Source organism: Candidatus Lokiarchaeota archaeon (assembly GCA_014730275.1).
Taxonomy (GTDB): Archaea; Asgardarchaeota; Thorarchaeia; order Thorarchaeales; family Thorarchaeaceae; genus WJIL01.
Genome location: WJIL01000016.1, coordinates 1 through 21,505, shown reverse-complemented (window position 1 = coordinate 21,505; position 21,505 = coordinate 1). Strand labels below are relative to the sequence as shown.

General features: G+C 45.5%; 28 protein-coding genes and 1 pseudogene. 13 read left to right on the top strand and 16 right to left on the bottom strand.

Features of this window, described 5'->3' with window-relative positions:
• The first annotated feature begins 85 nt into the window (after positions 1-85).
• Positions 86-634: a CoB--CoM heterodisulfide reductase subunit C gene (hdrC, locus tag GF309_02340; GenBank protein ID MBD3157604.1), complete on the top strand. Its 549-nt coding sequence runs from the start codon at positions 86-88 to the stop codon at positions 632-634.
• Positions 634-1,533: a CoB--CoM heterodisulfide reductase subunit B gene (gene hdrB, locus GF309_02335; GenBank protein ID MBD3157603.1), complete on the top strand. Its 900-nt coding sequence runs from the start codon at positions 634-636 to the stop codon at positions 1,531-1,533. The genes hdrC and hdrB overlap by 1 nt, the downstream gene beginning before the upstream one ends.
• Positions 1,534-1,536: 3 nt before the next feature.
• Here hdrB and GF309_02330 read toward each other — a convergent pair whose 3' ends face one another.
• Complete coding sequence (locus tag GF309_02330; GenBank protein MBD3157602.1) at positions 1,537-2,553, bottom strand: hypothetical protein; 1,017 nt, start codon at positions 2,551-2,553, stop codon at positions 1,537-1,539.
• Positions 2,550-3,014, bottom strand: coding sequence for a hypothetical protein (locus tag GF309_02325; protein MBD3157601.1), 465 nt, complete (start codon positions 3,012-3,014; stop codon positions 2,550-2,552). Before GF309_02325 ends, GF309_02330 begins: the two co-directional genes overlap by 4 nt.
• A 271-nt stretch (positions 3,015-3,285) precedes the next feature.
• On the opposite strand from GF309_02325, the pseudogene GF309_02320 reads away from it, so the two are divergent.
• The 4 genes and pseudogenes from GF309_02320 to GF309_02305 all read left to right on the top strand — a co-directional run bounded on the left by GF309_02320 (position 3,286) and on the right by GF309_02305 (position 7,472).
• Positions 3,286-3,462 (top strand): annotated as a pseudogene (locus GF309_02320) (2-oxoacid:acceptor oxidoreductase).
• 117 nt (positions 3,463-3,579) lie between these two features.
• Positions 3,580-4,716 (top strand): 2-oxoacid:acceptor oxidoreductase subunit alpha, encoded by a 1,137-nt coding sequence (locus GF309_02315; GenBank protein ID MBD3157600.1) that lies wholly within the window; start codon positions 3,580-3,582, stop codon positions 4,714-4,716.
• An 85-nt stretch (positions 4,717-4,801) separates the two neighbouring features.
• On the top strand, positions 4,802-6,004 hold the full coding sequence (locus tag GF309_02310; GenBank protein MBD3157599.1) for an MFS transporter: 1,203 nt from the start codon (positions 4,802-4,804) through the stop codon (positions 6,002-6,004).
• 148 nt (positions 6,005-6,152) lie between these two features.
• Positions 6,153-7,472, top strand: coding sequence for an MFS transporter (locus tag GF309_02305; GenBank protein MBD3157598.1), 1,320 nt, complete (start codon positions 6,153-6,155; stop codon positions 7,470-7,472).
• An 8-nt stretch (positions 7,473-7,480) separates the two neighbouring features.
• Here GF309_02305 and GF309_02300 read toward each other — a convergent pair whose 3' ends face one another.
• Positions 7,481-8,071, bottom strand: a complete 591-nt coding sequence (locus GF309_02300; protein ID MBD3157597.1) for a hypothetical protein — start codon at positions 8,069-8,071, stop codon at positions 7,481-7,483.
• A 75-nt stretch (positions 8,072-8,146) separates the two neighbouring features.
• Positions 8,147-9,406 (bottom strand): adenosylhomocysteinase, encoded by a 1,260-nt coding sequence (locus tag GF309_02295; protein ID MBD3157596.1) that lies wholly within the window; start codon positions 9,404-9,406, stop codon positions 8,147-8,149.
• A 288-nt stretch (positions 9,407-9,694) separates the two neighbouring features.
• On the opposite strand from GF309_02295, the gene GF309_02290 reads away from it, so the two are divergent.
• The 4 genes from GF309_02290 to GF309_02275 all read left to right on the top strand — a co-directional run bounded on the left by GF309_02290 (position 9,695) and on the right by GF309_02275 (position 12,771).
• Positions 9,695-10,009, top strand: a complete 315-nt coding sequence (locus GF309_02290; GenBank protein MBD3157595.1) for a hypothetical protein — start codon at positions 9,695-9,697, stop codon at positions 10,007-10,009.
• A 225-nt stretch (positions 10,010-10,234) separates the two neighbouring features.
• Positions 10,235-10,852 carry a hypothetical protein gene (locus GF309_02285; protein ID MBD3157594.1) on the top strand — a complete coding sequence of 206 codons (618 nt, stop codon included), beginning with the start codon at positions 10,235-10,237 and terminating at the stop codon, positions 10,850-10,852.
• 4 nt (positions 10,853-10,856) lie between these two features.
• Positions 10,857-11,606: a PH domain-containing protein gene (locus GF309_02280; protein MBD3157593.1), complete on the top strand. Its 750-nt coding sequence runs from the start codon at positions 10,857-10,859 to the stop codon at positions 11,604-11,606.
• 151 nt (positions 11,607-11,757) lie between these two features.
• A complete protein-coding gene (locus tag GF309_02275; protein ID MBD3157592.1) occupies positions 11,758-12,771 on the top strand; it encodes a hypothetical protein in 1,014 nt (337 codons plus the stop codon).
• 9 nt (positions 12,772-12,780) lie between these two features.
• On the opposite strand, the gene GF309_02270 is transcribed toward GF309_02275, so the two are convergent.
• Entirely contained in the window at positions 12,781-13,353 is a 573-nt protein-coding gene (locus GF309_02270; GenBank protein MBD3157591.1) for a DUF4184 family protein, read from the bottom strand.
• 131 nt (positions 13,354-13,484) lie between these two features.
• Here GF309_02270 and GF309_02265 point away from each other — a divergent pair, with 131 nt between their 5' ends.
• Positions 13,485-13,997 (top strand): gamma carbonic anhydrase family protein, encoded by a 513-nt coding sequence (locus GF309_02265; protein MBD3157590.1) that lies wholly within the window; start codon positions 13,485-13,487, stop codon positions 13,995-13,997.
• 39 nt (positions 13,998-14,036) lie between these two features.
• On the opposite strand, the gene GF309_02260 is transcribed toward GF309_02265, so the two are convergent.
• Positions 14,037-15,362, bottom strand: a complete 1,326-nt coding sequence (locus GF309_02260) for a PAS domain-containing protein (GenBank protein ID MBD3157589.1) — start codon at positions 15,360-15,362, stop codon at positions 14,037-14,039.
• A 149-nt stretch (positions 15,363-15,511) separates the two neighbouring features.
• Entirely contained in the window at positions 15,512-15,973 is a 462-nt protein-coding gene (locus GF309_02255; GenBank protein MBD3157588.1) for a hypothetical protein, read from the bottom strand.
• Between GF309_02255 and GF309_02250 the strand changes: the two genes are divergently transcribed.
• Entirely contained in the window at positions 15,933-17,492 is a 1,560-nt protein-coding gene (locus GF309_02250; protein ID MBD3157587.1) for a leucine-rich repeat protein, read from the top strand. The two genes, GF309_02255 and GF309_02250, sit on opposite strands and share 41 nt — an antisense overlap.
• Positions 17,493-17,591: 99 nt before the next feature.
• Here GF309_02250 and GF309_02245 read toward each other — a convergent pair whose 3' ends face one another.
• From GF309_02245 to GF309_02205, 9 genes are all read right to left on the bottom strand, one after another.
• Positions 17,592-17,816: a hypothetical protein gene (locus GF309_02245; GenBank protein ID MBD3157586.1), complete on the bottom strand. Its 225-nt coding sequence runs from the start codon at positions 17,814-17,816 to the stop codon at positions 17,592-17,594.
• An 11-nt stretch (positions 17,817-17,827) separates the two neighbouring features.
• Positions 17,828-18,160, bottom strand: coding sequence for a hypothetical protein (locus GF309_02240; protein ID MBD3157585.1), 333 nt, complete (start codon positions 18,158-18,160; stop codon positions 17,828-17,830).
• Positions 18,161-18,514, bottom strand: coding sequence for a hypothetical protein (locus GF309_02235; GenBank protein ID MBD3157584.1), 354 nt, complete (start codon positions 18,512-18,514; stop codon positions 18,161-18,163).
• The gene (locus GF309_02230) at positions 18,511-19,323 is read right to left on the bottom strand and encodes a hypothetical protein (protein ID MBD3157583.1); all 813 of its coding nucleotides are present in this window, start codon (positions 19,321-19,323) and stop codon (positions 18,511-18,513) included. The genes GF309_02235 and GF309_02230 overlap by 4 nt, the downstream gene beginning before the upstream one ends.
• A gap of 108 nt (positions 19,324-19,431) precedes the next feature.
• The gene (locus GF309_02225) at positions 19,432-19,848 is read right to left on the bottom strand and encodes a hypothetical protein (protein MBD3157582.1); all 417 of its coding nucleotides are present in this window, start codon (positions 19,846-19,848) and stop codon (positions 19,432-19,434) included.
• Positions 19,849-19,882: 34 nt separating this feature from the next.
• On the bottom strand, positions 19,883-20,083 hold the full coding sequence (locus tag GF309_02220) for a hypothetical protein (protein MBD3157581.1): 201 nt from the start codon (positions 20,081-20,083) through the stop codon (positions 19,883-19,885).
• 10 nt (positions 20,084-20,093) lie between these two features.
• Positions 20,094-20,309 (bottom strand): hypothetical protein, encoded by a 216-nt coding sequence (locus GF309_02215; GenBank protein ID MBD3157580.1) that lies wholly within the window; start codon positions 20,307-20,309, stop codon positions 20,094-20,096.
• Positions 20,310-20,321: 12 nt separating this feature from the next.
• Positions 20,322-20,651 (bottom strand): hypothetical protein, encoded by a 330-nt coding sequence (locus GF309_02210; GenBank protein MBD3157579.1) that lies wholly within the window; start codon positions 20,649-20,651, stop codon positions 20,322-20,324.
• A gap of 1 nt (position 20,652) precedes the next feature.
• Positions 20,653-20,997: a hypothetical protein gene (locus GF309_02205; GenBank protein ID MBD3157578.1), complete on the bottom strand. Its 345-nt coding sequence runs from the start codon at positions 20,995-20,997 to the stop codon at positions 20,653-20,655.
• An 88-nt stretch (positions 20,998-21,085) separates the two neighbouring features.
• Here GF309_02205 and GF309_02200 point away from each other — a divergent pair.
• Positions 21,086-21,505: hypothetical protein (locus GF309_02200; GenBank protein ID MBD3157577.1), on the top strand; the 420-nt coding region annotated here is incomplete at its 3' end.

The following is a 21,505-nucleotide window of genomic DNA, read 5'->3' as shown; positions in this document are numbered from 1 at the left end:
GAGCTGAGTTTCTGTTCCTGCTTCTGAACCCTTATAACAATCGAGCAGAGATGCTGTGCATCACTATCCGTTCAGAGGTTACCTGATGGCAGACATCAATCGTGATACAATACGCTCAGAGAATGTAGACATAGGATTTATTCAAGAGGTAGTTGATGCGGGGGCTAATCGAATCAGAACCTGTATGCAATGTGGTACATGCTCCAGTGTCTGCCCGAGTGGAAGAAGAACAGCCTTCAGAACACGCGAAATCATCCGGAAAGCTCTACTAGGTTTGAAAGACGAAGTGTTGAGTAGTCCTGATTTGTGGTTGTGCACAACTTGCCTTACTTGTCTTGAACGCTGTCCAAGACAAATCAAAGTAACTGATGCCATCATTATCATGAGGAATATGGCAGCCGATGAAGGATACATGCTACCGGGACACCGGAAGGCCTCCAAAAAACTCCTTGAAACAGGTCATGCAGTACCACTCGATGAAGCTAATCATGAAATGAGGAAGGAACTCGAAATTCCAGAAATACCTCCCACAGTGCATCAACATGAAGATGCTCTCGAGGATGTCAAGAAAATAATGAAGCGTACAGGTTTTCAGAAACTGATTGAGGGGCAAGAATCAGAGGAGGGAGAATAATGTCTGATACTAAACGACGATATAGTTTCTTCTTAGGTTGTGTAATGCCAAATCGGTTTCCAAATGTAGAGAAAAGCATACGCATAGTCCTTCCCAAGCTTGGAATTGAACTGGAAGAACTAGAGGGAGCCAGTTGTTGTCCTGCCCCGGGAGTCATTCGTTCCTTCGATGAACCCACATGGCTTGCTTTGTCAACACGGAACTTGGCACTGGCTGAAAAAACAGGACATGATCTAGTCACGGGTTGTAACGGTTGTTATGGAACCTTCAAAGAAGCACTAGCTGAATTGAATGAACATCCAGAACGACTCGATGAAGTGAAGAAGGTTTTCCGAGGTATGGGAATAAACTTCGAGGGAAATGTAGCTGCAAAGCACATTATAGAAGTTATCAACGAACTAGGGCTTGAAGAAGTCAAGAACGCGGTTAAGCGACCTTTGGAAGGTATCAAAGTAGCTGCTCACTACGGTTGTCATCTATTGAAGCCAAGCAAGAATCGGCCGTGGGAGAAAACGCAACGACATACTTTCTTGGATGAGTTGATTGAGGCAACGGGGGCAGAGTCTGTCAAGTATCGCGACAAAGATATGTGCTGTGGAGCAGGGGGAGGCGTCAGAGGAAGCCAAGTTGCTGTGAGCGTGGACATGGCCAAGGAGAAGATTGACAACATGCTAACAGCCGAGGCAGACTGTGTTGTCAATGTATGCTCATTCTGCCATCTTCAATTCGAGGTTTCTCAGGCCCAATTGAACAAGGAGCTTGAAGAGAAGAAATACACGTTACCGGTTCTCTACTATACTCAGCTACTTGGGTTGGCCATGGGGTTGGAACCAGAAGAAGTGGGACTCAACAAGCACGTAGTCAATACGCAACCACTCATCGACAAGATACTTGGTTGATCACTAGATTCTCGTTTTCGCAAGATAGTAGACTCCCACAGCAAGGAAAGCGCTGCCCACGATAATCACTGCAATCATAGCTCCAATTTGTGGAGATAAGCCCGGTGGGCCCGTCGTTGTAGTAGTTTCAGTATGGGTAGTTGTTGTGGTAGTGGTTGAAGGGGGCACATAGATATCTCCTGCTGTAAAGGTACTGTCAGATTGATCCGACACGATGTAGATTCCATCGGTTGCCCGAACCTGAATTTTGTACGTAGTCAAATTGAGGAAGCCAGTACAATTCCACTCGAACCATGTTCTGTTCAAACCTGCACCAAGTAGCTGGAAGGTTTTACCTCCGTCTGATGAGAGAAGCACCTCGAATGTGAGGTTCTCTTCCAGATTATTATCTGAAGCTGTCCACGTAACATTGTTGGCTCCTGTCCAGACCTCACCGCCGTTAGGCTGCTCCAGTTCTAGGTGAGGGACAAAGAAGTTTCCGATAAAAACATCATAGTAGATCTTTCTAATTAGATATCCGTCTCCCCACCAAGCAGTAGCATTGATTGTACAGGTGGCATTGTTGCCTAGCCTGCGTGTATTGATTTCTATGCTACTGGAGTTGCTCACTTCAGAAACAGTCGTCGGTATTGCAGGTGCATGAATTTCAAGTGCCGTTCCTGTGATATTGGTGTCAGGTGACCATGTTGCATTTATCACTATGTAATCACCAATGAGTACATCACCGTCGTCTTCAACAGGTCGCTGGGTTTCATTCCACAGAGAGTAGTACGTCAAATTAACTTGAGGGGGTTCCGCAGCTATTCCTGTAATTGGATTGTTACTTCCCGGAATTGATTCCATTAGACCCGAAGTCAAGAGAAGAGGTGATGCAAAAACCACGAATAAAGCCAGAAATAGGACTGCAATTTTGCGAGCTCTTGATCTTGACCATAGACGAATAGGACTAGCTATCGGGTTATGATACGCACTATGTCTATTTGAATTGAGATTATGTGAAATGCGATTTGTCAGTTTCATTCTTCTTCCTCCGGGAACGGAACATTTCTCCATATTCGGAATGCTTCATACCACAGAACCCCACAGACTGATGCCATAAGAAGCAGTAGCAAGACAGAATACCAATCGGTAAAGCGCCACAGCAATGTAGCAAGTGCTGCAGTCAGCGAAGAGTAAAATGTGGCATAGAAAAGATATCGTGGGACCATCAAGCGGCCTCTGCCGATAAACTGCTTCAACATCCCTACTCGAATGTCTCTTCTAACACTATATCTGCCATGGCGATCTTTGTCCACAAGTCCAATGTCCTTCATCTTCTCCAAATGATGCATGGATAATGAAGGGCTTGAAAGATCGGTTCCATGTTGTATCTCTCGAGCAGTCATCGGCTCGGGATGGCGGAGCATATACCAGTATACACGCAAGGTCTTTCCCTTGATGGACTGTTCTAACTCATCCTGTGGTGGAATTTCGTCAGGCACACGCTATCGCTCCAACGAGAGGTACACCATATGCTCACACCCGTTCCTCTTAACTGCTATGGGCAGGGAAAAGAACAAGCATCCAATTGAATGTAAGAATGAATATTGTGAGGATACCAATATTCTCAAATACTCCGTCTTCAGCGATACAATCAGGCCGACCTGGTAGAGCTTTGGGTTACACCAAAACTTCTGAGCGACCAAGGAGAAATACGTTGTGTCTAGTACTCGAGAGCCAATCACTCCAAAACCGCCGAGAAAGCGCGACAAGGTGCTTGTTATTCTACAGGAACAGTGCAAGCAATGTGAACTATGCACTGAATTTTGTCCAAAAGACGTACTCTGTATCGATGAGAGCAAATACAACGAAAAGGGATATCATCCCGTCACGGCTTGTGACATCGATTCCTGTGTGAATTGCGAATTCTGTGAGCGAATATGCCCGGATATGGCAATTTTCTTGTCCGAAAGAGATGAAGCAAGAGAAGCCTACGAGAAAGGTGAGTTGGAGAAGGGAACGCTCATTCCTGAATTTGAGCAGGAAGAAGACGAGGAGGACTAGCTAATGCCTGAGCAAACAATGTTTACAATGGGCGATATCGCATGTGCCGAAGGCGCGCTCCATGCGGGTTGCAGGTATTTCGGTGGATATCCAATTACACCAGCTACGGAAATAGCTGAACGCATGTCTCAACGGATGCCAGAAATTGGTGGCTCATATGTGCAATACGAGGATGAGATTGCTTCGATTACCAGCGTCATAGGGGCATCATGGACGGGTACGAAATCTATGACTGCAACATCTGGACCTGGTGTTAGTCTCATGAATGAGGCAATAGGTCTGGCTGTAATGACCGAAACGCCCTTGGTGCTGGTCAATATCATGAGGGGTGCACCAAGCACAGGGCAGCCAACGCGAGGGCAGCAAGGTGACGTCATGCAGGCTAAGTGGGGTAGTCATGGAGACTACCAAATCATCGCCCTTACTCCAGCTTCAGTTCAGGAAATGTTCGATCAAACAGTGAAAGCGTTCAACTTGGCTGAAAAATACAGGGTTCCCGTATTTGTACTAGCGGATGAAACTGTAGGTCACATGAGGGAACGTCTTGTCATCCCCGACCAAGATGACATAGAAATCGTAAATCGAAAGCAACCAACTGTTGATCCGTCTGAGTATCTACCATTCAAGCCGGACGAGGATCAGATTCCGCCTATGGCTATATTTGGCTCAGAATATCAGTTCTATGCCACAGGTCTTACTCACGATGAGCGTGGATATCCTACTGATGCCGAAGATGTTCAGATGCAATTGATTACCCGTCTCAATCACAAGATTCTCGATCATATGGACGATATTGTTGAAGTTGAGGAGTTCATGCTTGATGATGCAGACATAGCATTGATTGCCTATGGAACACCATCACGCAGCGGGCGAAAAGCCATCCGAGAGGTTAGAGAAGAAGGTATCAAGGCGGGTATGTTGAGACTCAAAACCGTATGGCCATTCCCAGAGGAAATCGTTGCTAATTTGGCTGCAGAAGTCGAGCATATTATCGTTGCAGAACAGAATATGGGCCAGATATACCATATGGTTAGAGGCCCAGCTGCACCTACACCCATTCACTTAATGCAGAAACCAACTGGTATGCCACAGCTTCCGAGTGAGATTATCGCTAAGATTGAAGAAATCGATTCTATCTGAACCAGAGAAGCTCGTAATGGGCAGAACGAGCCATAGCCTGCGACAGGTGAGGCCAACCTAACAGTAATAGCAATGAGGGGCCGAGATGACCGAAAGATCCATTCTAACGACTAGAAGCGGATTTGCACTGGTCCCAATGCAGATTACAGGTGGGTTTGTATTATCGCTTTATTTCACGTTCATTCCACTTTATGTGTATGATTTGTATGGCTTCATAGCAAGCTCTCTATGCAGAACACTAGTTGCCATTACAGCAATCTCGCTCTCGTGGGTATGGGGCTGGGTATCGGATATGTTTGCATCTAGAAAGAAATTACTCGCTATATCCATGATAGGGCAGGCGGGATTCACCATTCTTTTTCCCCTCACTGAGCTGGTGGCGGGTTCAGGGATGTTCCACTTGGCAATCTTGCTCTTTGCGTATATGCTAGCTTCATTGTTTACGTCACTATACAATCCTGTGCGCAACGCCACTATTACCCTGATGGAACAGAAGGAGGAACGAAGAGCATCCAATATTGGATCTTTTTTTCTGTTTTCTTCAGCAGGATGGGGATTGGGCGGACTCTTCATTGGCTATCTCTGGGACATCTGGCCACTTCATCTTACATTCCTGTTCACTGCGGGAATCCATATCATAGCGATGCTGGTTTTTCTCATGTTATTTCAAGAGGAGGATGTAGAAACTGAAGCTCCTCCAAGAAGAGGAATCCTTGAAAGCCTTCGGAACATGAAGCCAGTTCTTTTTCAGGTCACACTAGCGATTCTCCTCATCAGTGTGGGTCGGGGAGTATTCCTGCCCCTTTTTCAAGTAAAAATGTACGAGATTTATGACAAGCAGAGCTTCTGGATAGGCATGATCAGTGCACTCAGCGGATTAGCGGGGGCTATTGGATCATTTGGCTATGGAAAGCTAACAGATCAAATCGGTGATTCGTTCGCACTCAGACTGGGTATGGCTGGAAATCTTGGCCTCTTTCTTCTAGGAATCTTGAACCATCCCATTACAGCAGCTTTGGTCTGGATATTCCCAATCTGGCCACTCATTTCAGTATCTTCTGTTTCACTAGCGGCTGGCCATTCCGAAGATACCAGACGTGGAGAAGCACAAGGAGTCATAGAAAGCGCTAGGTCATTCTCTGGTCTTTTTTCGGTGATAGGCGGAATAGCAGCTTTCCTGCTTGGGGCGGAAAAAGATATCAATAGATTGGCACCGTTCTTCTTGTCTTTGATTCTGTTTCCCATTCTGGCTTACATCCCTGCAAAGAGGAGCGAAAGTGAGACCTAGAGAAGAATTCCCGGGATTGAATGGGTAGGAAAGCCAGAAGATCTCATAGCTTCAAGACGCCTTGCATCTTCTGTATACAGTCACCGCTTTGCGTGTTTCTACCGTCTTTTAAGTTCAATACAGGAGCCGAGAACAGCAGTGACAAACTATGACGCAAATTGAGGCCGCAGAAGTAGAAACACCGGCTGATGAGTCCGAAGAGAAATCCATGAAACAATTCTTTGTCATGTGGAGCGGCCAAGCGGTTTCTCTTTTCGGATCAAGACTCGTTCGCTTTGCAATTGTCTGGTGGATTACTCTTCAAACAGGGTCTGCCACTATACTCGCCACAGTCTCAATGGCATTCATGCTTCCCCAAATTGTTGCAGGTCCACTAGCAGGTTCATATGTTGATAGATGGAACAGAAAGAGGGTTATGATAGCGGCTGATTCACTTATCGCATTCGTAACAGCTATCTTTGCCTTTCTATACTTCGCTGATGCGATTCAGATTTGGCATATCTATGTACTCATGCTATCAGCTTCATTGCTGTCTTCTTTTCACTGGCCGGCGATGCAGGCGAGCACCTCGATGCTTGTTCCAGAGGAGCATCTTTCACGAGTAGGCGGAATGAATCAATCATTACAGGGTCTCGCTAGTATCCTCGCGCCACCCCTTGGAGCTTTGTTATTTGCATTAGTACCAATGGAAAGTATCCTAGGCATCGACATCTTCACAGCACTAATTGCCATACTCACAGTAGGTGCAATCCATATTCCTCAGCCAGATCGGAGCGACGAGGACAAAGCCAAATCTCCGTTTGGAGATATGATTGAAGGTTTCCGCTACATACGCAGCTGGACTGGAGCACTGATGTTGATAGTATTTGCAATGGTTCTCAATCTCGTGACGACACCTGCATTCTCCCTTCTTCCGCTGTTAGCAACAAACCATTTTGACGGAGGTGCTTCTACGCTTGCTTTGCTGCAGTCCGTAAACGCAGGAGGAATGCTGGCTGGAGGTGCCATATTGGGTATGTGGGGCGGTTCTGAAAAGAAAGTGAATACTGCCATGGGAGCTCTTGTCATAGAAGGAATAGCCGTTTTTCTCATAGGTATGAGCCCATCCAATGCAGTTCTATTCGCAACGGCTCTCATGCTGGTAATAGGTCTCATGATGCCGATTTTCAATGGATCCATGATTGCAATTCTTCAATCTACTGTTCCAAAAGACAAGCAAGGTAGAATACTCTCGCTCATAAGTAGCGGAGCTTCAGCTATGACCCCAGTAGGTCTGGGTATTGCAGGTCCGGTCTCAGATTTGATTGGAGTCAACTCGTGGTTCGTGATTGCCGGGTTTGTTACAGCCAGCTTGAGTGTTGCTGCGTTTTTCATTCCTGCAGTTATGAACCTTGAAGAACGAATGAAGCAAGAAGCCGGAGAAAAAGAGAAGGAAGAGAACACAAAGGTAGTTGAAGAAGAAGTATGATAGCCCACCTAGTTAACAATATCTCTCACTACGTTTCCGTCTTCAATGATGCCGCAAGCTCCAAATGTTAGTTTCTTCCACCGATTGAAAAGTTGATCCATCTGCTGAGTCAATACACCGAAGTAGAGTGTGAGAATAATTCCATGGGATACGAGTAGGATTTTCGTCTCTTGTCTCTTCTTGACTTCTTCTACGCCTCTAGTAAATCGCTTAAGTGCAGAGGACGTTGTCTCCCAACCATGGACGCCTTCGTGAGGTTTTTCGAATGCCAGCTTGACAGATTTTTCATACTCATTTTTTGTAAGCGGTGTAGCAACATCACGATTTAGTTCATTGAAGTTCGGCAGTTCCATGATAGAAAGTGAGTTTCTCTTTGCTATAGGTTGAGCTGTTTGATGGGCCTTCTTCTCTTCTGAAGCAATTATGGTTTCAACATCATCGAATTGGCCTGATGAAGCAAGTTTCTTAGCATGTTGTTTCCCCTTTGCGCTAAGACTCCATTGGCTGACAGGTATATTGAAATCTAGCTCCGACTCGCAATGTCTTAAGAAAATCAATTCTTTCTCCAAAACGTGTTTCTCCAGTACTGTTTCATATATGAGACTTCAATTGCTGAATGGCCGTCAACCTTAGACGCAGGGATTACGCCGAAAGAGAGGGATGAGTCCCTTTCCCTAGGTACCTTCGGCATAGGCATGAGCATACTTCTTTTGTTCTTCTGTCCATTCATCAATCTCAATGCCCATGGTTTTCAGCTTCTGCTTTGCCGTCTGTTTGTCTAGTTCCTTTGGAAATTCGTAAACATCTGGTTCGAGATCTTTGCCATGCTCCTTCAACCATAGCATCGCATTAAGCTGGGCCGCAAACGACAAGTCCATGACTTCACTGGGGTGTCCCTCGGCTGCAACCAGATTCACAAGCCGACCATCACCAAGGAGGTAAAGGGTACGTCCATCTTTGAGTCGGTAGGCATCGAGAGCATGCCTTACGCGTTCCTTGGTCTTACTCAGGTCTTCGAGGTGGTTCTTGTTCACTTCGACATCGTAATGCCCGGCGTTTCCAAGGATTGCTCCGTCTTTCATCAGTTCCATATGTTCCTTAGTGATGACATCGCGCATTCCTGTTGCGGTGATGAATAGATCACCCTCTGGGGCCGCATCAGTCATGGGCATCACTCTGAACCCGTCCATGCGTGCCTTGAGGGCTCTAACAGGGTCTACTTCAGTAACGATGACGTTTGCACCAAGACCATCAGCTCGAATCGCAAGACCACGGCCACAGTAGCCATAGCCACCAATAACAACCGTTTTTCCTGCTATCAGTATGGCTGATGCTCGAAGCACTCCATCAAAGGAGCTTTGTCCGGTACCATAGACATTGTCAAAGAGATGTTTGGTATCAGCATCGTTGACTGCCATTATCGGGTATTTGAGTGCTCCATCTTCGGCCATGGCTCGTATACGAATAACACCTGTAGTCGTTTCTTCCGCACCACCGTAGAGATTCTCAATAAGCTCAGTGTGTTTGTTGTGGAGTGTGAAGATTAAGTCCGCACCATCATCCAACGTCATGGTTGGTTCGATTTTGAGTGTCTGCTCGATACACCAGTAATAGTCCTCGGTGTCAAGCCCATGCCATGCAAACACAGGCACGTCATTAGCCGCAAGAGCTGCTGCTACCTTGTCATTGGTCGACAAGGGATTGCAACCAGACCATGCTACTTGGGCACCAACAGCCCGTAGTGTTTCTACAAGTACTGCCGTCTCCTTTGTTACATGCAGACAGCCAGAGATTCTCATCCCTTCAAGAGGTTTTGAGTCTGAATATTTCTCACGTAAATGCATAAGAACGGGCATGTGTGTTTCTGCATAGTTGATAAGAGACCTGCCTTCGTCGGCCAAGCCCATATCTTTCACCTTGTAATCAGGCATCATAATCACTATGGAAAAACGCCGCCAGAGAGGTATATTAATCCTACATAACAAAGCGGAATATAATGTTAGGAACTCATCTTCTAACTATGCAAGGCATTATTCGACAAATTAAGGATCCAGTTGGTTGAAAGGGAGAAATAGGGGCCATTGGATTGTTAAGGCCCAAAATCGGACTAGTCTGGATATGTTTACAACCAGAACACATTTGTACATTTTCAGAACTAGATAATAAAGGGCACGTATTTTAGGGATTACAATAAAATGAGATGACGTAATTGAGGTGTAATTATGGAAAAGGAACGGCCAGAACTTTCTTGGGAAGAACGAGAAAAAAGAAGCGAAGAACGACTAAAGAAACAACTGGTTGAGATCGATTTGGCTCCGCTTTCAGCTTGTAAGTATTTAGAAGAGGTCAACCTGAAGAATAACCGACTGACTGAAATTGACTTGTCGCCACTTGTAGATTGTTCCGCACTGCGAAGAGTGGACATACGTGACAATCCACTTGAGAACATAGATACTAGTATGATTCCAAAGGCGAATATTCGGATTATTTACAATAGACCCTTTGAAGAAATCAAGTTGAAATGGGATACGATTTAGGTAACATTTGGCAATTAACTATAACTTGTCAAGCAGATTGTTGTGTATAACGCTTGTATGCAAAGAACAACCTTCTCATGCCTTGCCTTTCTAGTGGAGAATTCAAATGTTTACCAATTTATGGTAAACAATGCAAAGCCTTAAGTAAAGATTTACCGTGGAGAATAGTGGAGACCAACTAATCATCAAACGATGAAAAATAGTTGGTACTGCGAGGAGAAGAAGGTGCTGCTCTCTGTACACGAATCGGTTGTCTGGTGGTTATTCCAGCACAACAACTCTACCAGTCAAATTGCAGAAGAATTCGCAAACCAGAAGACAGCTTCTGACTATGTATATGGTTTATTCAAGGATTCAGACCTAGATTCAGAGCAGAAAGGCATAGAATCCATTCAATTCAAAGACACCCAATATGTCTCTCGAGTACTGAATAGAGCTCGAGGTAAAATCGAGGATACCCTTAGAAATCACGCTCAAACTCATCGGTTAGACATCGAGAGCGTACAGGACTACAAAGGGCTCTTGATTGGATTTGATTACCAGGCAAGTACACCGGTGTACATCGTCTTCACGATGAAGAGGGGTGTAGTTATCTGGTACAAACACGACTCATACGCTGGCAAGCTTTGTGATGGTACACCATTTCGTGAACCAGAAGATTCTCAGTCTGACCCATGTCCCAAGAAGGGTGAATGCAGAGAAGTCTTGGATACGATTATTGAGGAGTATGACATAGAACTTCGTCCTGACGAGAGAGACCTCTACATGACAAAGCAGTCCATAGCAATCTTCAACAAACTCGCAGCGAAGGAGATTCCTCGATACAAGCGAGGAGGAAATTAACAAAATGAATGATAGTGAAAAAACAGTCATAAAGCCGCCTTTGAAGAGAGCTACAAGTGGAAAGACATTCACACCCTCTAGCAAGTTCAGAAACAAGCTTCTGACGTTGGCAGTATCTGCTGCTATTGCGTTATGGGCGCTCGTAATACTCAGCTGGATGGGGATCGCATATATGGTCTCAACAGATCCATCGGAGAATATCAACTACGCACTATACATGCAACAGTGGTTCATACCGGCAAACCTCTACTTCTGGATTTTCAACCTGATCTGGTTGATTCCGGCCGTAATTGCCATTCCGCTCTATGTAAATTCCATTGAATATTCGGTCATGTCCGAGAGCGGAGAAGCTACTCCTGAGATTTACGTGAAGAAAGGTATTGTGAACATAACTCGAAAACATGTGCCATTTCGTACCATTACCAACATCTCCAGCAGGGTTGGTCCAATTGACAGGTTATTCAATATAGGCAATATTGAGATTCAGACAGCGGGATTTTCTGGACCCAAATCCTCAGGCGGGCCTGAAGAGAAGATCGAGGGTATCGTATTTTACGAAGAATTGCGTGACTACATCCTGCACGAGCTTCGAAAACTAAAAGCACCCTACACCACAGGAACCGAAGTGGTAACCCGTGAGACGGAACCACTAGAAGAGTTGAAAGGAACCAGACAACAAGAAATGATACTCCTCTTGCGTGAAATCAGAGACAGTGTTGCTCCAATCAAACAATTAGTAGAGAAACTGGAATAGAAGCGCAGAACATTTAGTCTGTAGAAATACAAGAATAGAGATTGTATAGAAATCGCGTCGGGAGAGATTTGAGCAAAACATCATTCCTCCCGGCTGCGAAATATCTTCTATCGGTAAGGTACTCTTTAACCGTTTGTACAACCTAACTTTTATGAGAGAGGAGACAAAGATATTAATAGATTGTATCTTTTGGAGGCGAGATTTCATGCAATCTATTAGGCCGCTCAAACCAGTTGAACAGAAGCTGCTTAGGTTACTCTTACAGGATTCTAGCAGACCAACCTCAGAATTGGGCGATCAACTCGGAAAGGGACGTAACTGGGTAGCTAGAAGAATCAAGAAGCTGGTGAAACAGAGAATACTGAGGGCATACATCACAGTTCTTGATCCTACAAAGGTGTATGCCGAAAGCAGCACCATTCTACTTCTGAAATCCAACCCTCGGGAACAGGACATAAGTCGTTTGCTACTCCAGATGCCTGAGCTTGAGTCTTTGGATGGGATATCTGGTGAGCATTCACTTCTTGGACTCTTCCGTTTTCGGCAGGCAGGTGCATTCTCTGATTTTCTTGATCGGGTAGATGAGATTGTCTCTAGGTCGGAAGCGAAAACGTACAACCTTGTTCAAGTACTAACCACCTACAAAACACATGGATTCAAGCTTGATGTGGATGACACTCCAATTACCCCATTGACTGCTAAGGAATGGGATCTTCTCAACGTCATACATCGGCAACAGCCTACCGAAAGGCGTCCTTCAAGTCTCTCACAGCGCGAAATTGGCGAAAAAATGAGTCCAAAGATTAGTCAACCATCGGTTTCAAAGACAATTGCCGATTTGAGTAGTAAAGGCGTCATAATAGGGCAATCGATAGATCTTAATTTCGGCCATGTTGGACTGCCTATCAAGTTCTTCCTGCAAATCAAGCCTTTACCCGGAAAAATCGGTGAGACTGCAGAATATATCAGCGAGATGGAGGAAGTCTGGGATTTGCACCGCACTGGTGAGGAATACTGCCTGTTTGCTACTGTGAGGACTGCCAGCGTTGATGAGTATAACAAATTTCTCAGAACACTCTATCAGAATGAGGACGTACTTGACACCAAGTCGCAGATCTCGCTGGAGGAATGGTTTGTCCCTGCTGCAAGGGTTCCCTCTACCTAGCCGTCGGGACTACTGCTTTTCTCCAACCCATATGTTCTCCCATCGATTACCCCATTCATGGGCCATAATGTATACGAATATGAGCAACATGAATAGGTTTGTGGTTCCATTTGCAAGCGTGAAAGCAGCACCCGGGATTTGGCCAACAGAAGAGAAGTAGAGCACAAATGGCCCTATTACATTGGTTGGCTCTACCCATGGCCAGAAGATGGCGTTATACCAGTGCATCGGGTAGTCGAGTAAGATATGACCTACAATGCCTATTATGCATGAAGAAACCATCATGGGAGAAATACTGCATGCTTCTTTCAGTCGTTCTTCTTCAATACCGAAAAGAAGAGAAATCACCGAGGGGTAAATGAATCGGGTCGTAAGAACCGCACCAATCGTACCAAGAGTCAAACCGCCTACTAAACTGTGCAGTATGAAATGGTCTGGTACAATACCTGAAAAGAAAACTGCCAAGAAGGGGACTTCGATATCAGGGAAGACAGAACCTACGGCTAAGGCAGGAAGAGGGAATCGCTTCTCACCCCTATGCAAAGCATAAGCAATGCTGTAATGCAGGAGAGTAAAGGGCATAACGGTTTCCGTCCATTGTGGATTAAGGATTCAACAAAATGTTATTCTTGAGTAATATAAATCCCCATGATATGGTTATTTGCAACATGCTTATGAAGTGGATTAGTTCCCACTAGCAAAGGTGTTACATATTGGGGCTTTACGAATTCGAAGGAAAGATACCAGTTGTCAGCGATGAAGCCTATGTTTCTCCCCGGGCTTCAGTCATAGGAGATGTTGAGATTGGACCTGATTCAAGCATCTGGGAATCAGCAGTCTTGCGAGGCGATATGAACAAAATAGAGATAGGAAAGGGTACTTCAATCCAAGACAATTGTACGGTACATACAGAAGTAACGCATGCAACACACATTGGAGATTACGTTACAGCCGGTCATAACTGTGTTATCCATGGCGCCGAGATTGGGGACAGAGTGGTTGTCGGGATAGGTGCTATCGTCTTGACTGGAGCCAAGATAGGTCATGATAGCGTGATTGGAGCGGGATCGGTAGTCACCGAAAATACCGAGATTCCACCTGAATCACTTGTACTAGGGGTGCCAGGAAAGGTACGAAAGAAAGTCACTGATGAGTTGAAAAAGTCGTTCATGACCGGAGCCAAGGTGTATGTCGAACTGAGCAAATCATACAAAGAACAGCAATAATGTAATACTCTACTCGAGGCCAAGCCAGTTCTACTAGCATCAAAGACTAAGAAAGATATTCGCCGGGGGTTTTTTCGTTTCAGGTTCGAATGGAAAAAAGACCTTGAACTCGGAACCTTTACCGGGGAGACCCCTGACTCGATTGCAAATTTCAATCGAAGCCCCGTATTTCTTCGCGATATGTTGTGCCTGATGTACACCAACTCCGCCAAACCGACGTTCTGGATTCAGCAGCTCAGCCTTCCTCGTATCATCTATGCCAGGCCCATCATCTGCAATACTCAGTTCCCATCCACTTTCTTTCCTCTTCAGAGTGATCCAGATGCGTTTGATTGGTTTCGGATTGTGTTCTGCAGCGTTTTCCATGAGGTTATAGATAAGATACTTCAAGTGCTCATCTGCCAGAATTGTCACTTCTCTATCTTCAAAGTCGGAAATAATTCTGACATCATCGAACTCGCGTTGAATTTGTTCTATCGACCAATCTATGGCACCGGTCAGGGATGTTTCCCTGATGGGGCTTTGCCCAAGAGATTTAGTTAGACTGAGTTTTGAAATCATATCACTCATTTCTTTCAGCTGGTCTAGTGTTCCTTCGCATGCCTTCGTTATCTGGGAATTATCTGTGTTCTCTTCCATCATTTCAGTAAGTAGTAAGCAGCTCTGCAATTTATTCCTGAAGTCGTGTGTTAGCAGATCCATATAGAACATGGAGTAGTCAGAAGATATCTCTAATGCTTGTTTCACTCGGTTTACGTCAGTTATGTCTACCATATTTACTGCTACTGCAGAAACGTTACCATCCAAGTCTTCGATTGGATTTGCTCGAACTTCAATGAATCTAGTTTGTCCTTCCTTATCAAAGTGGAGATGATGAGTTGTGTAGGAGTCCCTTGTATTTACCGCGGTTTCAACTGGACAATCATGATAGGGAGCTTGACAAGGTTCGGATTGACCATGAGTCACTTCATAGCACTTCTGACCATTCAACGGAAGTGATTTGAGAGCAGCTTCGTTAGCTTTCAGTACCTCGTGGGTAGAAGGATCTACAACATAGAAGGGATGTTTAAGCGAATCGATGACATTGAGTAAAAAATGGCGCTCCCAATCGGCTTCTTCTTGAACAGATTCCAACTTATCTATGAGAGAGGAAGTAAAGATGCCTGAGCCTACGAGGATCATTGCCGCAACCAGTCGCATCCATACCTCATGGGGAGGAGGACTTAGAAACAGGAGATCTGTGAACTGTTTATCGTAGACAAAATAGAAATCTATCACTGAATCCATCAGCCACAATACTACCGCGGCAAAAATGGCCAGATACAGCGGCCTTTTTTCTTTAAACAACACAATCTCCCGGAGCATTCATGTTCTTGCAAATTCCTCTCTTTATCTTTTGCATGGCATATATGATATTTTTGAAAGTACTTGTCGAATTGAACGTTTTGGCTCTGGTTTGTTTAGCGATTAAGCCAACCAGTCTTTCGGCAGTACGTTAGCTGAGGATGGAGTTCTTAGGCCATGCCCCGCTTCTTCAGTTCTTGCTCTCTCAATACTCTTCGCAGCACCTTGCCGACATTGGTCATCGGTAACTCGTCAACGAGGTCAACTTCTTGTGGTCGCTTGTACCCCGCCATCTTATCTCGGGCCCATTCAATGAATTCCTCGGGACTCGCCTCGACACCATCTTTCGGCACAATGAACGCTTTGACAAACTCATTGCTTGGGTCATCCTCGCGTGGAACACCTATTGCTGCAGCCATAGCCACCTTAGGATGTTCATAGAGATAGTCTTCGATTTCACGCGGATATGCCTTTAATCCACTCACATTGATCATTGCTTTCTTCCTGTCGGGAGAAGCCCTTATTATTGACGAGGGTAGTAATACAATAACACGCAATGCGACATATAAGAACTGCACATAGGCCTTGACTATGACTGGGACTGTTATCAGGTATGGTAGGAATGGAAACATTGGAGAGCTGACCCTAAGCAATGATACTAAAGAAATCAACCTTAGGGGTCCTCTCTCCTCCGACGAAGGTATTGATTGGGTTGAAACAGAGAATACTGGTAGTCTTGATAATCTAAGAGTCCTCAGATTAGATTCAAATTTGCTGAAAGAAATAGCCCTAAATTTCCTACGAAATTCCCCTCAACTTGAAGTACTAAACCTTGGTTCTAATCTGATTGAATCGGTAGACCTGGAAGTTCTTGGCAACTGTACTAAGCTCCGAAAAGTAGTGATAGGTTCGAACAATCTCAAGTATCTTGACGTTAGTCCATTAGCTAATTGCAGTCACCTAAAGCTATTAGCGCTACATTACAACCAAATCAAATCCATGGATTTGGGTCCACTAGCAAATTGCACAAAACTGGAGATTCTGTTACTGAATAATAATCAACTTTCAGCCATAGATCTCAATCCATTAGGGAATTGCAAAAACCTCGAAAGGCTTGATTTGAGTGAGAACGACCTACATGAGGTTAATCTGAGTTTGCTGAGGAATTGCAGTCAGCTTAGATATGTCCGTCTTGATAGAAACAATCTTGAGCATATCGGTCTGAAGGGCCTTCAGAATCTACAATTGCTCAGGGAGTTATATCTTCATAGTAATAATATTGAGCACATAAATCTCGAACCTCTTGAGAATTGCTCTAGTCTATTCGAATTATCATTGTATGACAATAATCTGGAAACAGTGGATATGACCCCTTTATCTCTATGCGAAAACCTGAAAATTTTAGAAACAAATGGAAACCGATACGAAAGAATAGGAATAACCTTTCTAAAGAAACAAACCTTGGAGGAGCTTCAAACCAGAACTAAGTATCATATACGAGAATATGACGTACCAGTTGAAATCCGAAATCTGGATGTATTAAGGTCATTAGCACATATCATCCGGAGATACGAAACTGATTCTTGGAAATGTAAGCATCTAACTAGGTGCTTGGTCAGAACCATTGGCCTGAAGAAACTAGGACTATTAGATATTACAGATTCACAACTTGTGTCCATTATTGAAGAACCGAATAAATCCATTATGCAGGATAGGCTGGTCAAGACTTTGTGTGATCAGTTAGATGAACAGGGTACAACTATAGGGGTCGATATAGATAACATTGCGGCATCGTCATACGAACCTCTTAGCAATAGAGTATCGGACATTCTTGAACTCCGGTTGAAAGAAATAGAACAAGTCGTTATCAGAGTAGAAGATACTGCCAATCTCAAACCATTGTGGCTAACAGCTTATGGATACAAGATACTGATGGCTATGAAAATCGGTCTAATGTGTACAGATAAGGAATTTGAACAGGTTGAAAGTTCATTTGAGGAGACTGGACTTGTAGTGCACACAACTGGGAAGGGGAGCGCAGTGTATCCGTCGACCAAGATATCGGATTCAATGAAGCAATATATATGGACTTTGGTCAAGAAAAGGGCACACAAGAATGAACTGAATTCGTATCCCACTCATCATTCGTGATATTCGATTATGTTCTGTCCGAATAATGCCAACAATAGAAGACTGCCCCCTGTAGATTGTAAATAGGCCATATGAATGTATTAGAAACACTGGGTGAAGTTATGGTTCTGTGGGGAAGCTCAGCATCTTGATTCTCCTCAGATAATCAATGATATGTTCTACATTTATCATCGCCTTTGAGACCAGTTCGTCTACCTCATTACTGATTCCCGACGTTTTTCCGATTGCGATGATTTCATCTGACGCGAAGCCGATGAATCCTAAGGCTTCTTTGATGTTGTGCTTCAGTTCATCCAGTTGTTCGTCTGTCAATTCTCCTGTCATGCGTTCACCTCCTACCAAGCTCTCGAAGTCTGCATGATGACCTTGAGACCATTCTGGTCTTTCCTGATTGCCTTTAGCAGTATCCCATGCTGCGGCTTAAGTTTATACACGAAGGCTTCCGGGTCATACAATACCATGATGATTCTGACTGTCTCAGGGAAGAAGATGATGTGCAATCTGTTGGGGACCGGTGCACGTTCCATGATCCAACAGAGGTCTTCTTCCAACTTCGCACGCTCTGCTGTGTTCAGGGATTCGGTTGAAGCAGAGGATGAGAGGTCAAGCTTGAGCTCTTCCGCATAATGGGAGAACCACAGATTGAGCTCTTCCATCGCTAACCCCATTCAGGTCACACGCTCCCATGTCTGCGGATTGAGGATGTGATAGTGTGAAATCTTGCTTCTGCGGTATTGCTTGCGGTAGAAGCCCTTCAACCCGGGTGAGTGGTCAACCATCTCAACGTACACATCGACCCCGCGGTAATTGAGCTCCTCAATGAGGCCATGAATCCCGTCGAGGTCCTGTTTGTACGTATCAAGTGAGATGTAACAGTAGAACCCCCAATCCTGCTTGAGCCAGTCGGAAACCCAGAGTAGCACATATTCCCCGTTGGGTTTGCGGTTGGCTGGCTTCCAGAAGCCGTTATACTGGATGCTGTTCTGCTTCTCGGTGGTCTTCACTTCCTCTATCATCTTCATCTCCTCACCACCCGTGGGGCAAGCACAAGCTCCCCGAAACTCGATGTCAGAATGAGCGGCTTATCCTTGGAAAACGAAACCGAGACCCGTGACTTGTTCGGCCAGAGCTTGAGCATGTTTTGAACATGCCGTACTGAGTAACAGGCATAATCATCTGGCCCCGTCTCATCATCACATCGCACCGATAACATACCGCTACCCCTGTCCATCACATGTTCAATCCCTCCGGTTGTATCATCGGTTATGGAGAGGGTGTAATCTGATTCTGACACCGCGAGCTCGAAGTAATCTCCGTTCATCTTCTTGAGCATCTGCTTGAACTTACCAGCGATAACCGAGGCGTGTATGTCAGGGCTGAGCTCTGGAAGCTTGGCTATATCACCAGCTTCCCATGTCTTCAGTAGCACCATGCCGTCTTTGGTCCTGCACATCAGTTGGCCTTCTGCTTCCTGTGTCTCAAGGACAAGTTCAAGTCGAGAGCGTGCCTTCCCGACTGCGTTATTGAATGCATCAGCATCAAGGGCAAACATTAGGTCTTGGTCATACTCGAAGGAATAGAAGTAATCTGCTGGGATTGTCAGGTATACGAGCATGGCCTTTGAGAGGTCGAGCTGACGTATCGAGATACCGTTCCCGTCGACCTGCAAGTAGATCTCGTGATGGAGGATGTTAGCGATACAAGAGATAAGCCGCTTGAACTTGGTCACCTTGTATTTTCCCACAACCTGGGCGGAGAATCCTGTGTCCGTAGACTGTGGGGATTGCATGGTTTCGGTTGCTACTGCCGTGTTAACGCTTCCATCTGTCATGGTCTCTAGTGTCGAGGTCGATATTTAAGCTCGCCATTATTCAGCCGAATATTGCCATATATGGAACCATGGTTCCGATACCTTTCGCAAAATCGAAAATCAGCGAACTCACCGAGAAAAGTATACAGTAACGAGCCCCGTACCTTGTATCATATCAACCGCATCATCAGGTAACAGCGGATACACAAGCCCTGAGACCGGTTCGTAGTTGGGAACACCCACAGCATCGGGAGCCTCTGTAAGGGATACCTCTGCACCACAAGAACACTCGTTCATCTGGTGGGGATCAATCTCGGTATCACAGAAGGGACAGCGCAGCTCCTGGGTCGGCATCTCCTGAAAAAACAGAATATTGTCCTTGGTCAACAGTCCAACAAAGGGCACAAACCGAGGGGCATCCTTGCCATGGAGTTTACGGATGGGGTCGGGGGGTATCGAAGCTTTGTAGTACTTCTTACCCTTCACCACACGATCAACCGTTATGCTTCTCGTGTAGGTGTCCGTGTCCTCTTTGTCTCGTGGCATGGGTATATCCCCTCGTTGTGCCTTAACAAAGTATCTAATGAGAGATTTTGAAACACAAGTAGAGAAGACTATCAAATTGCTGTTGATTGAGAGGATCGAGGTTCTTCTCTACTTGTTTCTCCAAGAATTCGTTGAATTCGTCCAATCGGATATCAACATCGTGAATCCCTGGAAAAATCCTATGCTCCAAGCAGAATGCTTTGAGTGGGTCTTTGTAAACCACAAGAGCTGTCATGAGTCTATCCTCAATTATTCAAATATAGACATATGGGCTCTCCCGTCATATACGCCGCATACCACAGGCAGTGAGCACAAATCTTTCCATCGGTTTCTATGTCTGCAAGATACTGGTCGGTCACATCTGGAAAATCTATCATGAACTGGTCGTCGCGTTCCCAGTGCGGGCAGGTTCCATCATCTTCGATGTACTTGGGCGTATACGCCGGTTCTGCGTGTGCCATGCTCACCCTCTCCTAGGAGCTCCTTGCGAACAGCTCACCATAGTAACCATCAACGGTCACCCGTAGCTCCACCCGAGGACAGTCTGTATCAGCAACTACCTGCTCGATACCGTTCAGAATGTAGTCAGCCAGACCATAACAGTTCAGTACTTCGGATGTATTTATGCTCGGGGCAAACCTGAACCAGAGATACGTCACTCCCCGTTCTGACTCGAAACTGATCTTGTGTGGCTCTAGGTACTGAAGGTCTGTGTACTTCCGTACCATGGTCGTGTATGCTCTGAGGATCAATCGCTCGATTCTGGAAAGGTCTTGGGCAGCTGTCTTTGTCTTCGAAGCCATCCTACCAGTCCTCCAAATCATCGAACACAACCACGAGGAAATCCCCGTGTTCAAGGCCTCCTTCATCCAGCTTGTTCCGGAGTATCTCAGCAAGCTGTCTAATCGCCTTGGGCTCTACATCAAGCTTTGAAGCAAAGACCTCCAAGACCTCAGCGTTCATCCGTACAAGCTGGGCCTGAACAGGCACTTCGAGAACACACTGTTCCTGCAGGTAGTCGAAGGCCTCTTTGACTTGCTTATTCCGTACCGGAACTCTGCTGATGGCCCTGTAGTATCCGTCAAGTGCAGCCGGGACGGACCTCCCACGCTCAAGCGCACGTATCGTGTCGTCATTTCCATCAGTCATGTACTTCCGTCTTGTGGTCGATATTTAAGCTCGTTATATTCCGCGGAATAAACGCGGAGTATATTAGGCAATCTCTAGACTGTCTAGCATGTCCACGGCAAGCCACTCTCCTGTAACCTGCGGGTATGAACAGCATACCCTCTGGTATCCAGACACTCAAGTCAAGCCCAAGCAGAAGAAGCCCTGGAGCACGTTTGTACGCAAGGACATCAGGCTATTCGGTAACAACAAGACGCATCGGACGCCAAAGGACAAGGAGCATGGCCGCCGAAACATTACTAAGATTGGACCGCTTCTTGATAGCGTACGTGGATGTCCGTTGACAGCGGTCTATGGAGGCCGGGGGTGTTACGGTCACTGTTACCTGGCCGAGAACATGGCAAGGTATCACATCAAGCACTGGATACCGGTTCCAAATCGCTTCAACGGACAGCTGCTAGCAAAGGATTTAGAGCGCTTGGAGTGGGACTACGTCAGGAACGGGGTCATGGGCGACCCTTCTCTTGAC

Excerpts from the sequence above, each read along its gene's own strand:
- GF309_02235 (MBD3157584.1), bottom strand. The coding sequence starts at position 18,514 with ATGAAGATGATAGAGGAAGTGAAGACCACCGAGAAGCAGAACAGCATC.
- GF309_02255 (MBD3157588.1), bottom strand. The coding sequence starts at position 15,973 with ATGTTTCCATTCCTACCATACCTGATAACAGTCCCAGTCATAGTCAAG.
- GF309_02290 (MBD3157595.1), top strand. The coding sequence starts at position 9,695 with ATGGAAAAGGAACGGCCAGAACTTTCTTGGGAAGAACGAGAAAAAAGA.
- GF309_02250 (MBD3157587.1), top strand. The coding sequence starts at position 15,933 with ATGACTGGGACTGTTATCAGGTATGGTAGGAATGGAAACATTGGAGAG.
- GF309_02275 (MBD3157592.1), top strand. The coding sequence starts at position 11,758 with ATGAGAGAGGAGACAAAGATATTAATAGATTGTATCTTTTGGAGGCGA.
- GF309_02295 (MBD3157596.1), bottom strand. The coding sequence starts at position 9,406 with ATGATGCCTGATTACAAGGTGAAAGATATGGGCTTGGCCGACGAAGGC.
- GF309_02225 (MBD3157582.1), bottom strand. The coding sequence starts at position 19,848 with ATGCCACGAGACAAAGAGGACACGGACACCTACACGAGAAGCATAACG.
- GF309_02230 (MBD3157583.1), bottom strand. The coding sequence starts at position 19,323 with ATGACAGATGGAAGCGTTAACACGGCAGTAGCAACCGAAACCATGCAA.
- GF309_02245 (MBD3157586.1), bottom strand. The coding sequence starts at position 17,816 with ATGACAGGAGAATTGACAGACGAACAACTGGATGAACTGAAGCACAAC.
- GF309_02220 (MBD3157581.1), bottom strand. The coding sequence starts at position 20,083 with ATGACAGCTCTTGTGGTTTACAAAGACCCACTCAAAGCATTCTGCTTG.
- GF309_02205 (MBD3157578.1), bottom strand. The coding sequence starts at position 20,997 with ATGACTGATGGAAATGACGACACGATACGTGCGCTTGAGCGTGGGAGG.
- GF309_02210 (MBD3157579.1), bottom strand. The coding sequence starts at position 20,651 with ATGGCTTCGAAGACAAAGACAGCTGCCCAAGACCTTTCCAGAATCGAG.
- GF309_02310 (MBD3157599.1), top strand. The coding sequence starts at position 4,802 with ATGACCGAAAGATCCATTCTAACGACTAGAAGCGGATTTGCACTGGTC.
- GF309_02305 (MBD3157598.1), top strand. The coding sequence starts at position 6,153 with ATGACGCAAATTGAGGCCGCAGAAGTAGAAACACCGGCTGATGAGTCC.
- GF309_02315 (MBD3157600.1), top strand. The coding sequence starts at position 3,580 with ATGCCTGAGCAAACAATGTTTACAATGGGCGATATCGCATGTGCCGAA.
- GF309_02215 (MBD3157580.1), bottom strand. The coding sequence starts at position 20,309 with ATGGCACACGCAGAACCGGCGTATACGCCCAAGTACATCGAAGATGAT.
- GF309_02260 (MBD3157589.1), bottom strand. The coding sequence starts at position 15,362 with ATGCTCCGGGAGATTGTGTTGTTTAAAGAAAAAAGGCCGCTGTATCTG.
- hdrB (MBD3157603.1), top strand. The coding sequence starts at position 634 with ATGTCTGATACTAAACGACGATATAGTTTCTTCTTAGGTTGTGTAATG.
- GF309_02270 (MBD3157591.1), bottom strand. The coding sequence starts at position 13,353 with ATGCCCTTTACTCTCCTGCATTACAGCATTGCTTATGCTTTGCATAGG.
- GF309_02280 (MBD3157593.1), top strand. The coding sequence starts at position 10,857 with ATGAATGATAGTGAAAAAACAGTCATAAAGCCGCCTTTGAAGAGAGCT.
- GF309_02240 (MBD3157585.1), bottom strand. The coding sequence starts at position 18,160 with ATGGGGTTAGCGATGGAAGAGCTCAATCTGTGGTTCTCCCATTATGCG.
- GF309_02330 (MBD3157602.1), bottom strand. The coding sequence starts at position 2,553 with ATGAAACTGACAAATCGCATTTCACATAATCTCAATTCAAATAGACAT.
- hdrC (MBD3157604.1), top strand. The coding sequence starts at position 86 with ATGGCAGACATCAATCGTGATACAATACGCTCAGAGAATGTAGACATA.